The organism is Cryptosporangium phraense, assembly GCF_006912135.1.
In the GTDB taxonomy this organism is placed as follows: domain Bacteria; phylum Actinomycetota; class Actinomycetes; order Mycobacteriales; family Cryptosporangiaceae; genus Cryptosporangium; species Cryptosporangium phraense.
In genome coordinates, this window is sequence record NZ_VIRS01000040.1 from 25,026 (window position 1) to 38,901 (window position 13,876).

At 71.6% G+C, this 13,876-nt stretch carries 15 protein-coding genes; 5 read left to right on the plus strand and 10 right to left on the minus strand.

The window, feature by feature from the left end:
• Positions 1-161: 161 nt before the first annotated feature.
• On the plus strand, positions 162-1,601 hold the full coding sequence (locus tag FL583_RS34595) for an amidohydrolase family protein (protein ID WP_142709105.1): 1,440 nt from the start codon (positions 162-164) through the stop codon (positions 1,599-1,601).
• Here FL583_RS34595 and FL583_RS34600 read toward each other — a convergent pair.
• Positions 1,598-2,488, minus strand: coding sequence for a LysR family transcriptional regulator (locus FL583_RS34600; protein WP_205752728.1), 891 nt, complete (start codon positions 2,486-2,488; stop codon positions 1,598-1,600). The two genes, FL583_RS34595 and FL583_RS34600, sit on opposite strands and share 4 nt — an antisense overlap.
• A gap of 71 nt (positions 2,489-2,559) precedes the next feature.
• Between FL583_RS34600 and FL583_RS34605 the strand changes: the two genes are divergently transcribed.
• Positions 2,560-3,372 (plus strand): SDR family NAD(P)-dependent oxidoreductase, encoded by an 813-nt coding sequence (locus FL583_RS34605; protein WP_142709106.1) that lies wholly within the window; start codon positions 2,560-2,562, stop codon positions 3,370-3,372.
• On the opposite strand, the gene FL583_RS34610 is transcribed toward FL583_RS34605, so the two are convergent.
• The 6 genes from FL583_RS34610 to FL583_RS34635 are packed head-to-tail and all read right to left on the minus strand — an operon-like array spanning position 3,319 to position 8,059.
• Entirely contained in the window at positions 3,319-3,990 is a 672-nt protein-coding gene (locus tag FL583_RS34610) for a hypothetical protein (protein ID WP_142709107.1), read from the minus strand. The genes FL583_RS34605 and FL583_RS34610 overlap by 54 nt on opposite strands.
• A gap of 37 nt (positions 3,991-4,027) precedes the next feature.
• Positions 4,028-4,876 carry an SCO1664 family protein gene (locus FL583_RS34615; RefSeq protein ID WP_240746914.1) on the minus strand — a complete coding sequence of 283 codons (849 nt, stop codon included), beginning with the start codon at positions 4,874-4,876 and terminating at the stop codon, positions 4,028-4,030.
• Complete coding sequence (locus FL583_RS34620; protein ID WP_142709108.1) at positions 4,846-5,373, minus strand: DUF3090 family protein; 528 nt, start codon at positions 5,371-5,373, stop codon at positions 4,846-4,848. Before FL583_RS34620 ends, FL583_RS34615 begins: the two co-directional genes overlap by 31 nt.
• 51 nt (positions 5,374-5,424) lie before the next feature.
• Positions 5,425-6,138, minus strand: coding sequence for a histidine phosphatase family protein (locus FL583_RS34625; protein ID WP_142709109.1), 714 nt, complete (start codon positions 6,136-6,138; stop codon positions 5,425-5,427).
• A 41-nt stretch (positions 6,139-6,179) separates the two neighbouring features.
• A complete protein-coding gene (locus tag FL583_RS34630; RefSeq protein ID WP_142709110.1) occupies positions 6,180-7,016 on the minus strand; it encodes an undecaprenyl-diphosphate phosphatase in 837 nt (278 codons plus the stop codon).
• On the minus strand, positions 7,013-8,059 hold the full coding sequence (locus tag FL583_RS34635) for an LLM class F420-dependent oxidoreductase (RefSeq protein WP_142709111.1): 1,047 nt from the start codon (positions 8,057-8,059) through the stop codon (positions 7,013-7,015). Before FL583_RS34635 ends, FL583_RS34630 begins: the two co-directional genes overlap by 4 nt.
• A 90-nt stretch (positions 8,060-8,149) precedes the next feature.
• Between FL583_RS34635 and FL583_RS34640 the strand changes: the two genes are divergently transcribed.
• Both FL583_RS34640 and FL583_RS34645 read left to right on the plus strand, forming a co-directional pair.
• The gene (locus FL583_RS34640; RefSeq protein ID WP_142709112.1) at positions 8,150-9,118 is read left to right on the plus strand and encodes an aldo/keto reductase; all 969 of its coding nucleotides are present in this window, start codon (positions 8,150-8,152) and stop codon (positions 9,116-9,118) included.
• 22 nt (positions 9,119-9,140) lie between these two features.
• Entirely contained in the window at positions 9,141-9,338 is a 198-nt protein-coding gene (locus FL583_RS34645) for a DUF5703 family protein (protein WP_142709113.1), read from the plus strand.
• Here FL583_RS34645 and FL583_RS34650 read toward each other — a convergent pair whose 3' ends face one another.
• Complete coding sequence (locus tag FL583_RS34650; RefSeq protein ID WP_142709114.1) at positions 9,339-10,034, minus strand: hypothetical protein; 696 nt, start codon at positions 10,032-10,034, stop codon at positions 9,339-9,341.
• A gap of 13 nt (positions 10,035-10,047) precedes the next feature.
• Positions 10,048-11,355: a M20/M25/M40 family metallo-hydrolase gene (locus FL583_RS34655; protein WP_142709115.1), complete on the minus strand. Its 1,308-nt coding sequence runs from the start codon at positions 11,353-11,355 to the stop codon at positions 10,048-10,050.
• 134 nt (positions 11,356-11,489) lie between these two features.
• Between FL583_RS34655 and FL583_RS34660 the strand changes: the two genes are divergently transcribed.
• Positions 11,490-12,398, plus strand: a complete 909-nt coding sequence (locus tag FL583_RS34660; protein WP_142709116.1) for a hypothetical protein — start codon at positions 11,490-11,492, stop codon at positions 12,396-12,398.
• On the opposite strand, the gene FL583_RS34665 is transcribed toward FL583_RS34660, so the two are convergent.
• Positions 12,391-13,866: a flavin-containing monooxygenase gene (locus FL583_RS34665; RefSeq protein ID WP_142709117.1), complete on the minus strand. Its 1,476-nt coding sequence runs from the start codon at positions 13,864-13,866 to the stop codon at positions 12,391-12,393. The two genes, FL583_RS34660 and FL583_RS34665, sit on opposite strands and share 8 nt — an antisense overlap.
• Positions 13,867-13,876: the final 10 nt, after the last annotated feature.

The window sequence follows — 13,876 nt, forward strand, 5'->3', positions numbered from 1 at the left end:
GCCGTACGGGCCGAGAGGAATGTCCGCTCTACGGACAAGCGTCCGCCGAGCGCCAACCCTTGACACCAGCAGCCCACCAAACGATCGTTGCCCCCACACGGCCGCGCCCACTCTGCGGACAGCCGTCCGTAAATACTGCACGCGACGAAGGAGTCGAGTTCATGAGCGAGGATTTCCAGGCCGGACGGCCGATCGTGCTGCGCGGCGGCACCGTGCTGCCGATGGACGCTCAGCGATCGGTACTGCGCAACACCGACGTGCTCGTCGTCGACGACAAGATCGAGGCCATCGGCCCGTCGCTGACCGTGCCCGACGGCACCGCCGAGATCGACGCCACCGGCGGCATCGTCATGCCCGGCATGATCGACACGCACCGGCACATGTGGCAGACCGCGATGCGCGGCTACGGCGCCGACTGGACGCTCACCCAGTACTTCGTCTTCTACTACCTGCAGCACGGCAAGACGTTCCGCCCCGAGGACATCTACGCGGGCAACCTGCTGAGCGCGATCGAGGCCCTGGACGCCGGCGTCACGACCACCGTCGACTGGTCGCACAACAACCACACGACCCAGCACGCGGACGCGGCCGTCGACGCGCTCGAGGCGATCCCGGGCCGGTTCGTCTTCGCCTACGGCAACATCCAGGCCGGCGCCTGGGAGTGGGCCACCACGCCGGAGTTCCGCGACTTCGTCAGCCGCCGGATGGGCAGGAACAACATGCTCGGCTTCCAGATGGCGTTCGACGTCACCGGTGACCCGGCGTTCCCGGAGAAGGCCGCGTTCGAGGTCGCCCGCGACCTCGGGGCGTCGGTGACGACGCACGCCGGCGTCTGGGGCGCGACCAACGACGACGGCATCCGGCTGATGTACGAGAACGGCTTCATGACGCCCGGCACGGTCTACGTGCACGCGGCGACGCTGTCCGACGACTCGTACCAGCGGATCGCCGCGACCGGCGGCTCGGTGTCGGTCTCGACCGAGTCCGAGCAGAGCTGCGGCCAGGGCTACCCGCCCACCTGGGCGCTGCGCAAGCACAACATCCCGGTCTCGCTGTCGATGGACACCAGCGTCTGGTGGAGCGGCGACCTGTTCTCGGCGATGCGCTCGACGCTCGGCGCCGACCGGTCGCGGGAGCACCTCGAGGCGCACAAGAACGGTGACACCGTCACCCACGCCAATCTGCGCGCCGACCAGGTCGTGTCGTACGCGACGAACGGCGGCGCGGCCGCGCTGGGCCGGTCCGACGTGGGCGAGCTCGCGCCCGGCAAGAAGGCCGACGTCGTGCTGATCAAGAACGACAACTCGCCGGTCATGTTCCCGATCCTCAACCCGTACGGCCACGTCGCGTTCCAGGCCCAGCGCGGCGACGTCCACACCGTCCTCGTCGACGGAAAGGTCGTGAAGCACGACGGGAAGCTCGTCGGGATCGACCTCGGAGCCGCGAAGGCGGCGATCGAGTCGACGGTGGAGTACCTGCGGGAGCAGCTCGGGGAAGAGGCGTGGACCACCGGAATGAACCCCGACATCCCCGAGACCAAGGTCCTCGACAACCCGTACACCTACACCGACTACCGCAGCAGCGCGACGCACGGGAATTAGTCGCGGGTGAGGTCCGTGGTCGCGGCGAGGTCCGCGACCACGGACACCACGTGGTCGACGACCGGCGCCGACCGGCGCCAGGTCGCCACGGTCTCGGCGACCTCGCCCTCGAGCGGCACGAACACGACGCCGCTCCCCCGCAGCGAGCGGGAGGAGGCGGCCAGCCGGGTGACCCCCACCCCGGCCGCGACCAGCGCCAGCAGGTTCTGCACCGAGCTCCCCTCGGCCACGACCCGGGGCGAGAACCCGGCGGCCGCGTACTCCTCGTCGTAGCGCAGGTGCCAGGGCAGCCAGGAGTCCCGGGGCGTCAGCACCCAGGGCTCGTCGCGGAGCTCGGCCAGCCGGACCGTCTCGCGCCCGGCGAGCGCATGATCGGCGGGCAGCACCGCGCACACGGGCTCGGTGGCGATCACCCGTGTCGCCAGGTCGTCCACGCACGGCGGGCGCCCGAACCCGACGTCGTAGCGGTCCGCGCGCAGCCCCGACACCAGCTCGGCGATCGACACCGCGTCGGTCGTGAGCTCCCAGTCTCCGAACCGCTCCCGCAGCGCCCGCACGATCGGCGGCAGCAGCGTGTTCGCGGCCGAGGCCAGGAACGCGAGACGCACGCGCCCGACCTCGCCGCGGGCCGCCCGGCCGACGGTCGCGACCGCCTGGTCGGCCCGCGCCAGCACGGCCCGGGCCTCGGGCAGGAACACCCGTCCCACGTCGGTGAGCCGCGTCCCCCGGGTGTCCCGGTCGAAGAGGCGCGCGCCCAGCCGTCGCTCGAGCGTGGCGATCTGCTGCGACAGCGACTGCTGCGCGATGCGCAGCTTCCCGGCCGCGGCCGTGAAGCTCAGCTCCTCGGCCACCGCCACGAAGTAGCGCAGCTGGCGCAGCTCGACCACAGGCTCAGACTGTAACCGCAGTCGGCAACCGGTGTTGGCGCAGTTGTCCGGTCCGGCCGGAGGCTGGACCCATGGCACTCAACTGGTTGATCACCGGCTGCTCCTCGGGCTTCGGCCGGGCGCTCACTCTCGCTGCGCTCGATCGTGGCGACCGGGTGATGGCGACGGCCCGCCGGCCGTCGGACCTCGCCTTTCCCGGCGACCAGGTCCGCACGTTCCCTCTCGACGTCACCGATCCGGACGCTCCCCAGCGCGCCGTCGACGCCACGGTGGACGCCTTCGGCCGCCTCGACGTGGTGGTCAACAACGCCGGGTTCGCGACGGTCGGCGCGGTCGAGGAGACGACCATGGACGAGCTCCGGGAGACGATGGAGGTGATGTTCTTCGGGGCGGTCGCGGTCACGAAGGCCGCGGTGCCGGTGCTGCGGGCCCAGGGCCGCGGGGCGATCGTGCAGATCAGCTCGATGGGCGGTCAGCTGAGCTTCGCCGGGGTCGGTGCGTACAGCGCGGCCAAGTTCGCGTTGGAGGGCCTGTCGGAAGCGCTCGCGGCCGAGCTGGCGCCGCACGGGGTCCGGGTCATGATCGTCGAGCCGGGCGCGTTCCGCACCGAGCTCAACGGCTCCCGGATGATCGCCGCCGCCCCGCTGGACGCCTACCGCGACACCGCGGGCGTGACCCGCGAGAACCTCGCCGCCGACGACGGCAAGCAGCCCGGCGACCCGGCCAAGGCGGCCCGGATCATCGTCGACCTCGTCCACGGCGACGAGGCCCCGCTGCGCCTACCCCTGGGCCGGGACGCCGTCGACGCCCTGCGCGCCCACCGGACCCGGCTAGCCGACGACCTGGCCCGCTGGGAACACCTCAGCGTCGCGACGGCTCACTGACACCAGCCCGGCGACACAGAACAGCGCGGTGGCCGCGTAGCAGATCCAGAACACCCCGGTGTAGTTCGGCGGCAGCAGATCGCCGTATTCGGCCCGGTCGACGACGAGCGTCGCCGGGCCGAAGCCGAGGACGGCCCAGCACACCGCCTGTCTCAGCGTGCGCCAGACCAGCAGGCCGAGCCCGGCCCACCCGGCCAGCAGCGGGACGACGGCACCCCACGCACCGGGAGGCGTCATCGAGTCGGTCTTCCCCCGCACCGTGACCTGGACGACCCGGCCCTGCCACGTCCGGAGCCGCACCGGGTCACCCACCCGCGCGGCTGCCTCGATCGCGCTGTCCACCGGCCCGGTCCACTCGGATCCGTCGGCCCGCTCCACCCGCAGTCCCCAGGAGGGAACGCCACCACCGCCCGCGTGCACCGGAATCTCGCGCCACCGGTCGGTGACCCGTCCGGTCTCGGCCGGCGGGCACTCGGCCCCGCCGGACGCGCACGACTCCATCACCCGGCGGTAGTCGGCCAGCCGATCGAGCGGCGCGCCGGCCCAGAACACCCCGCCGACGGCCAGCGCGATGCCGAGCAGCCCGAACACGGCTCGTTGGATCAGTGCGCCGTCCATGGCGACTCCGGAGAAGGGCGGGTCTCCAGAGTAAGCGTCAGAACGGAGGCCAGGGAACGACGTGGCGGTGGCCGGCCGGCTTGGGGAAGCGGCCGGTGCGCAGGAGGCGCTCGACCCGCCGGGTCGTCACCTCCACCTCGGTCACGGTCAGGTGCTCTTCCAGCGCCTCCCGGAGCGCACCGTCCGGACCGAGCTCACCCCGCAGCCGGTTCAGCGCCGCGATCTCCTCGTCGTCGAGCGGTTCCCCGCCCCACCCCCACAGCAGCGTCCGCAGCTTGTTCTCCTCGTGGAAGCACAGGCCGTGGTCGACGCCGTACAGGTGGCCCTCGGCGGTGAGCAGCAAATGGCCGCCCTTGCGGTCGGCGTTGTTCGTCACCGCGTCGAGCACCGCCAGCCGGCGCAGCCGCACGTCGTCGGCGTGGGCCACGACGACGTCCCGGCCGCCGCCGTCGACGCCGCCGAACACCGGGAACCATCCGCGCGGAACCCGGTTCTCGGGCACCAGGTCGACCAGCTCGTCGACCGGCTCCGACTCGATCCACAGCTGCGCCATCCCCGGCCCGAACGGCCCGTCGCGCAGCAGCGTCGGCGGCACGAGGTCCCAGCCGAGCGTCTGGTCGAGCAGGTACGTCGAGACCTCCCGGCCGGCCAGCGTGCCGTCGGGGAAGTCCCACAGCGGGCGCTCGCCGCGGACCGGCTTGTAGACGCAGGCCGCGGTGCGGCCGTCGGCGCTGACCGACGCGAGCAGCGTCGCGTTGCTGGCGTCGACCAGCCGGCCCTCGATCTGCATCTCACCGGTGGCCAGCAGGACCAGCGCTTCTGCCGGCTCCAGCGCGGCCGGCTGCTCCGCAGTGCTCAGCGCCGGTACCCGTTCGAACGCGGGCACACGTGCCCGCCGGCCTCCAGCGGCAGCCCGCACAGCGGGCACGGCGGACGCCCGGCCGCCACCACCTTGATCGCCCGGGCCACGAACGCCCGGGTCTCGGTCGCGGTGAGCCGGACGCGGAGGCTGTCGAGCTCGTCCTCCGGCGCTTCCTCGTCCTCGGACTGCGCGGTCGCTTCGACGATCACGGTCGACGACTCGGCGTCCCAGGCCAGCGAGAGGGTCCCGACCCGGAACTCCTCCTCGACCGGCGCGGCCAGCGGGTCGGTGTCGACGTCGTCCGGCTCGTCACCGGTGTCGGCGCCGAGCCGGCGCTGGGCCTCGTCGAGCAGCTCGACGAGCCTCTCGGCCAGCAGCGCCACCTGAGTCTTCTCGAGCACGACGCTGACGATGCGACTCTGATCGGTGGCCTGCAGGTAGAACGTGCGGTCGCCGGGCTCTCCGACCGTGCCGGCGACGAACCTCTCGGGGCGTTCGAACGCGTGAACCTGACCTGCCATGCCCTCGACCCTACGCGGTCCGGGCGCGTACCGCCTCCGCGAGGTCCCCGGTCAGACCGTGCCCGCGCCACCACCGACGACGGCGTCCGAGGCGTCGACCTCGTCCTTGTTTCCGGCCGATTTCGGTGGGGGGAGCAACCCGGTCAGGTCGCCGCCGATGTCGTTGACGCGGACGACGAACGGGCGCGTCTCCGAGTACCGGACGATGCTCACCGAGCACGGGTCGACGACGATCCGCTGGAACAGATCGAGGTGCATCCCGTAGGCGTCGGCGAGGATCGCCTTGATCACGTCGCCGTGGCTGCAGGCCAGCCAGACCGCGTCCTTACCGTGCGATTCGAGCACCCGGGCGTCCCACTCGCGCACGGCCGCGACCGCGCGGGCCTGGGTCGCGGCCAGCCCCTCGCCCTCCGGCCCCGGGAACACCGCGGCCGACGGGTGCTGCTGGACGACCTTCCAGAGCGGTTCCTTCACCAGGTCGTTGATCTTCCGGCCGGTCCAGTCGCCGTACCGGCACTCGCCGAACCGCTCGTCGACCACCGGGGGCAGATCGCGGTCGGCCCACACCGGGGCCAGCGTCTGCTGGCACCGGTCGAGGGGGCTGGTGACGATCGCGGCCAGCGGCACCGGCCGCAACCGCTCGGCCACCGCGGACGCCTGCTTGCGACCGTGGTCGTCGAGGTCGACGCCCGGCGACCAACCGGCGAGTACGCCGCTGGTGTTCGCGGTACTCCGTCCGTGCCGCAGCAGCACCAGCGTGGGCATACGTCAACCTCATCCCGAATGCGAAAGCAGAACGCCCAACCCTACGTCGCGGAAATCACGCCGGTTCCGACGAGCAGCAGCACGATCGTCCCGAGGATCACCCGGTAGATGATGAAGACCGTGTAGCTGTGCTTGGCGATGAACTTCAGCAGCCACGACACCGAGATGTAGCCGACGACGAAGCTGACCAGCGTCGCCACGATCGTCGGACCCCAGCCGACGCCCCCGGAGATCCGGTCGGACTCGGTGACGCCCTGCAGGATACTGGCGCCGGTCAGGGCCGGGATCGACAGCAGGAACGAGAGCTTGGTGATCGTCACCCGGTCGATGTCGCGGAGCAGACCGGCCGACATCGTGGCGCCCGAGCGGGAGATGCCGGGGATCAGCGCCGCGCACTGGGCCAGGCCCATGATCAGCGTGTCCTTCCAGGTGATGTCTTCCTGGTGCCGGCTCTGGGTCGCGGCCCGGTCGGCGAACCACATGACGCCGCTGAACAGGATCAGCGCCGCGCCGACGAACCACAGGCTGCGCAGCGTCGTCTCGATCGCGTCCTGGAACAGCAGGCCGACGATCACGATCGGGATCGAGCCGACGATCACCGCGACGCCCTGCCGGAAGTCGGGGTCGCTCTTCGGCCGCTTGCCGAACAGCCCGGTGAAGAACCCGACGATGATCCGGACGATGTCCTTGAACAGGAAGATGATCGTGGCCAGCACCGCGCCGGACTGGATGATCACCGTGAACGCGGTGATGTCCGGGTCGTCGATCCGGTAGCCGAGCAGCTTCTCGAGGATCGTCAGGTGCCCGGTGCTGGAGATGGGCAGGAACTCGGTGAAGCCCTCGACCGCGCCGAGGAGGACTGCTTCGAAGATGTTCACTGAGCTGGGGAGTCCAATCCTGCGAGGCGGTAGGCCTCGTCGACAGCGGCGAGTGTTCCCGGACCGCCGAACGGAGCGACGGCGACGGTGGTGACTCCGGCGTCGGCCAACGCCCGCAGGCCGGTGGCGATCCGGTCGACCGGCCCGAGCAGCGCGGTCCGGTCGAGGAGTTCGAACGGCAGCGCGGCCATCGCGCCCTCGTAGTCCCGCCGCAGGTACTTCTCCTGCACCTCGGCGGCCTCGTCGGCGTAGCCCATCCGCACGGCGAGCCGGTTGTAGAAGTTCTGTTCCCGGCTGCCCATGCCCCCGACGTACAGCGCGGTGTAGCCTCGCACCGCCTGGGCGCACTCGACCGGGTCGTCCCCGACGACGACCGGCACGGTCGCCACCACGTCGAAGCCGTCCATCGTGAGACCGGCCTTCTCCCGCCCGCGCGCGACGATCGCCAGCTGCTCGGGCCCGAAGTCGGTGGAGAAGAAGATCGCCAGCAGACCGTCGGCGATCTCTCCGGTCAGCTCCAGGTTCTTCGGTCCGACCGCGGCGAGGTAGGTGGGGATCCGCTCCCGGACCGGGTGCACGGTCAGCATCAGGGCCTTCCCCGGCCCGTCGGGCAGCGGCAGGCGGTAGTGCTCGCCCTCGTACTTCACCCGTCGCTTGCGCTCCAGGGCCATCCGGACGATGTCGACGTACTCCCGCGTCCGGGCCAGCGGCTGGTCGAAGCGGACGCCGTGCCAGCCCTCGGACACCTGGGGACCGGAGACGCCCAGCCCGAGCCGGAACCGGCCACCGGAGAGCGTGTCGAGCGTCGCGGCGGTCATCGCGGTCATCGCCGGGGACCGGGCCGGGATCTGGAAGATCGCCGATCCGATGTCGATCCGCTCAGTCTGCGCCGCGACCCAGGCCAGCACCGTGGCCGCGTCCGAGCCGTACGCCTCGGCCACCCAGGCACTGTCCCAGCCGAGGCGGTCCGCCTCCTTCGCCAGCTCCAGGTTCGCGGCGTCGTTCCCCGCGCCCCAGTAGCCGAGATTCACCCCCAGTTTCACCTGATGCTCCCGTCTCGGTGAGGTCAGGGCGCAGCGTAACGGCGGGTCGGTGCTCGGGTGTGGGCCGGGGCGACGGTAGCGTCCGCTGCCATGGAACTGCGTGCCCTCGGCCACAGCGGGCTGATGGTGTCCCGGCTCGCGATGGGAACCATGTCCTGGGGACGGGACACCGAAGCGGACGACGCCGCCGACCAGTTGAAGGCGTTCACCGACGCCGGTGGCACCCTGGTCGACACCGCCGACGTCTACGCCGACGGCCGGGCCGAGGAGATCCTCGGCGAACTGCTCGGGCCGGTCGTGCCGCGCTCCGCGGTGCAGATCGCGACGAAGGCGGTCGCGGTGCCCGCGCTGCGCAGGCGCGACGCCTCCCGCGGCCACCTGCTCTCGGCCCTGGACGCCTCGCTGGCCCGGCTCGGCACCGATCACGTCGACCTCTGGCAGCTGCACGCCTGGGATCCGCACACGCCGCTGGAGGAGACGCTGTCCGCGGTCGACATCGCGGTCAGCACCGGGCGCGCGCGCTACGTCGGCATGTCGAACTACACCGGGTGGCAGACCGCGAAGGCCGCCACCTGGCAGCTGGCCCACGGCCGGTCGCGGCTGATCTCGACCCAGGTGGAGTACTCGCTGCTGGAGCGGGGCGTCGAGCGGGAGGTCGTACCGGCCGCGCTCGACCTCGGGATCGGGCTGCTGCCCTGGTCGCCGCTGGGCCGCGGGGTGCTCACCGGCAAGTACCGGCACGGGACGCCGGCCGACTCCCGGGGCGCCTCACCGCACTTCGAGCGGTTCATCGGCCGGTTCCTCGACCACCGGTCGGCCCGGATCGTCGAAGCGGTGGCGACGGCCGCCGACGGGCTCGGCGTCTCGCCGCTGACCGTGTCGCTGGCCTGGATCCGCGACCGGCCCGGGGTGGCCGCGCCGGTGGTCGGGGCCCGGACGGTGGGCCAGCTCATGCAGTCGCTGCAGACCGAGGCGCTGACGCTGCCGGCCGAGATCCGCCGGGCCCTGGACGACGTGTCCGCGCCCGAATTCGGTTACCCGGAACGAGACGGTGGCTGAAGGATTGAGGCACTATGACGAGGTGCCCCCAGATTACGAGTACGCGCCGCTGAGGTTGCCGCCCGGCACCGACCGGGTGTCCGCACAGGTGGAGCTGACCATCCGGGCCGAGTACGGCGGGTGGGAGCTGGCCCGGGTCCGGCTCTACGCCGACGGCACCCGCAAGGTCGTCCTCCGCCGCCGGCGGCGCCCCGAGGGCGCGCCGGCGCTGGCCACGTAACTACCAGAGACTGCTGGCGGTGGGGTCCGGGAGCGGGTCCCGCGGGGCGGGGTACTCGACCGGGGGTTCCTCGTCGACGATCTCCTCGTCCATCCGGTACAGCTGCTGCTCGTCCGGCCCGAGCAGCAGCGGGTCGGCGCCGTCCGGCGCGTCCGAGAACGTCAGCGGACGCCGGACCGCGTTCACCAGCAGGACGCCGTTGCCGGGCACGAGTTCCTCGGGGTAGGCGTCCAGCGCGGCGACCGTGCCGTCGCCGGCCTGGACCAGCTCGTTCACGGCCTCGCCGATCTCGCTGACCGGACGGGCCGCGTGGGTGGCGTCGACCGCGGCCCACGACGTCCGGCGGGCCTCGGTGGCCAGCGCGAGCAGCCGGGACGGCTCCGGGATCACGTAGTCGCGCCGGTGCCGCACCGAGACCATCAGCGCGCCGTCACCGACCGGGGCACTGCTGGTGGGGGCGGCGGCGGCCGGAACCGGCACCGACTCGTCAGCCTCGAGGTACTCGCAGTCCCACGGCGTGACCTCGTCGTAGACGTCGCTGATCAGGTCGTCGTAGCGCACGGTCGCGTTGTTCAGCGCCACATAGGCCCGCCAGACCTGGTCCTCGCCCGCGCCGGCCCGCAGTACCGAGCGGTGGTGCCGGGCCGCGGCGACGATCGCCTCTAGGGCCGCGTCGATCTGAGCTTCCGTAGACATCGCCAGGGGCTCCTCAGCTGCGCGACAAGAACCGATCGAGAACACGCACCCCGAACTGTAGGCCGTCGACCGGCACGCGCTCGTCGACACCATGGAACAGCGAGGCGAAATCGAGATCGGCCGGCAGGCGCAGCGGGGCGAAGCCGAAGCATCGAATGCCCAGACGCGACAACGCCTTGCCATCGGTGCCACCGGACAACATGTACGGGACCGCGCGGGCCCCGGGGTCCTCGTGGCGCAGCGCGTCGGCCATCGCGTCGACCAGGTCGCCGTCGAACGTCGTCTCGAGCGGGATCTGCTCCATCGTCGGCTCGACCTTGACGTCCGGGCCGGCCAGCTCGCGGATCGTCTGCAGGAACTCCTGCTCCTGCCCGGGCAGCACCCGCCCGTCGATCGCCGCGGTCGCCGACCCGGGGATGACGTTCACCTTGTACCCGGCGTCGAGCATCGTCGGGTTCGCGGTGTTGCGCAGGGTCGCGCCGATGATCCGGGCGATCGGGCCGAGCTTCGCGATGACCTGCTCGGGCTCGTCCGGGTTCAGCTCGATGCCGAGCGCGTCGCTCGCCTCCTCGAGGAACCGGCGGACGCTGTCGGTGAGGACGATCGGGAACCGGTGCCGGCCGATCCGCGACACGGCCTCGGACAGCGTCGTGATCGCGTTGTCCTCGTGGGTGAACGACCCGTGCCCGGCCTTACCGGTCGCGGTCAGCTTCAGCCACTCGATACCCTTCTCGGCCGTCTCCACCAGGTACAGCCGGAGGTCGTCGGTGACCGAGAGCGAGAAACCGCCGACCTCGCTGACCGCCTCGGTGCAGCCCTCGAACCACTCCGGGTGGTGGTCGACCATCCAGTGTGCGCCGTGGGTGCTGCCGGCCTCCTCGTCGGCGAAGAACGCGAGCGTGATGTCCCGCGGCGGCTTGATGCCCGCCCGGGCCCAGCGGCGCACGACCGCCAGGATCATCGCGTCCATGTCCTTCATGTCGACGGCGCCCCGGCCCCAGAGATAGCCGTCGCGCAGCTCGCCGGAGAACGGATCGACCGCCCAGTCGTCGGCGTTCGCCGGGACGACGTCCAGATGGCCGTGCAGCACCAGACCGCCGCGGTCGCGGTTCGCGCCTTCCAGGCGCGCCACGACGGTGGCGCGGCCGGGCTCGCTCTCGTAGATCTCGGCCGCGATCCCGACCTCGTCGAGTTTCCCGGCGACGTACTCCGCCGCGGCCCGCTCCCCCGCGCTGGTCGCGGTCTCACCGGTGTTGGTGGTGTCGATCCGGATCAGGTCGCGCGCGAGGTCGACTACTTCGGTCTCAGCGTCGGAGCTCATGCGCCCTTGATACCAGCACGGCGTCGGCCCGGACGGTTGCCCATCTGTCCGGATGCGGACCGTCACCGGCAATCACCCTGGGTGGTGGGATACACCGGCCTGCGCAACGTACAAATCAACTCCTAGGTGGGGATATGACATCGAACTTGCGGAGGACTCTCGCCGCCGCAGTGTGTGCGGCCGGATTGGCCGTGGCCGCCGTGATCGCCGCTCCGGCAAGCGCGGCGACGCCGGACGGGCCCAGCGGTCCGGTGATCTACGACCGCGGGCTCTGGTACCAGAAGGACACGCCGTCCGGCGGCGCGGCCGACCGCTCGTTCAGCTTCGGCCGCCGAGGCAGCGACCTCGACGTCCCGGTGGTCGGCGACTGGAACGGCGACGGCTCGGAGACGGTCGGGATCGCCCGCGCCGACGGCACCGCGGACACGTTCACCTGGTTCCTGCGCAACGCCAACAGCGCCGGTCCGTCGGACCTCTCGTTCACGTTCGGACGGCCCGGGCTGACCGAGGTCCTACGTGGTACCCCGATCGCCGGCAACTTCGACCCGGCCGACGACGCCTACGAGGTCGGCTACGTCATCCCCGACACGTCCGGGACGCTGCGGTGGACGATCCGGCGCGACCTGGGCGCGTCCTCGCCGACCGTCACGTTCGCGTACGGGCACCTCGGCGACCGGCCGGTCGTCGGCGACTGGGACGGCGACGGCGTCGACACGGCCGGAATCGTCCGCGGCAAGCAGTGGATGGAGATCAACGACGTGCTGGCGGGCGGCTCGCCCGACACGAACTTCCCGTTCGGGGCCACCGCGTCGCACCTCCGCGAGGAGCCGGTCGTCGGCGACTGGGACGGGAACGGCACCGACACGCCCGGCCTGCTGCGCAACGTGCCGGCCAGCAACCCCGAGGGCGGGCTGCAGCTCTGGCTCTACCGGAACGAGAACACGACCGGCGGCGCCGACGGCAGCTTCGTCTTCGGCAGCGACGCGTTCCGGGTCGGCGTCGACGCGCTATTCGTCCCCCGGCTGACGATCGACGTCAGCTGACCACGTTCGGCCGGGCGCCGACCGGCGCCCGGCCGAACCGCAGGAACCCGTCGTCGACCTTGCCGTGCTTGAGCAGCAGCACGTCCCGCGGGTAGTTCTGGTAGAGCCGCCACGGCGCCGCCGGGCCCTGGCGCGGCAGCTCGTCGGCGCTGCGCAGGATGTAGCCCGACTTCAGGTCGATCAGCGGCGGCGCGTCCGGGTCCACCGGCGGTCCCTCCGGCGTGACGACCGCGTAGCCTTTCTCGTCCATGTAGTTCAGCAACCGGGTGACGTACCGCGCGACCAGGTCGGCCTTGAGCGTCCAGGACGCGTTCGTGTACCCGACGGTCAGCGCGAAGTTCGGAATCGCCGACAGCATCATGCCCTTGTAGGCCAGCAGCTGTGACGGCACCGGCTCGACCCCGTCGACGCGGAGCGTCGCTCCGCCCAGGAACAGCAGGTTCAGCCCGGTCGCGGTCACGACGACGTCGGCCTCGAGCTCCTGTCCGGACGCCAGCCGGAGGCCGGTCGGGGTGAATGTCTCGATCCGGCCGGTCTCCACCGACGCCGTGCCCGCGCTGATCGCGGCGAACAGGTCGCCGTCCGGGGACAGGCAGAGCCGCTGGTCCCACGGGTCGTAGCGGGGCCCGAAGTGCGTGTCGACGTCGTAGTCGCGCGGCAGCTGGCGGAGCGCGCCCGCACGCAGCAGCTTCTTCATCAACTCCGGGCGACGCCGGGACAGCTGGTAGCTCAGCGTCGTGAACAGCACGTTCTTCCAGCGGATGACCGGATACGCGCGCTCCGGGCTCATCCGTCGGCGCAGCCGGGCGGCGATCGGGTCGACGGTCGGCAGCGTCGCCACGTACGTCGGCGAGCGCTGCACCATCGTCACGTGCCCGGCCTTCCCGGCCAGCGCCGGGACGAGCGTCACCGCGGTCGCCCCGCTGCCGATGACGACGATCCGCTTCCCGGTGGCGTCGAAATCCTCGGGCCAGTGCTGCGGGTGGATCACCTGGCCGCGGAAGTCGCCGAGGCCGGGGAAGTCGGGGGTGAAACCCTCGTCGTAGCGGTAGTAGCCGGAGCAGAAGTAGAGGAACGAGCACGTCAGCTCGACGGTCTCGCCGTCGTGCTCGGCGGTCACGGTCCAGCGGGCGGTCTCCGACGACCAGTCGGCCGCGACGACCCGGTGACCGAACCGGATCTTCTCGTCGACGCCGAACGCCCGCGCGGTCGACCGGACGTACTCCAGGATCGACGCGCCGTCGGCGATGCCCTTCTTGCTGGTCCAGGGCCGGAACGAGTACCCGAGCGTGAACATGTCGGAATCCGACCGGACGCCCGGGTACCGGAACAGGTCCCAGGTGCCGCCGATCGTGTCCCGCGCCTCGAGGATCGCGACCGACTTGCCCGGGGTGAGCGCCCGCAGATGGCAGGCCGCCCCGATGCCGGACAGCCCGGCCCCGACGATCACCACATCGACGTGCTCCATGGCGCCGACC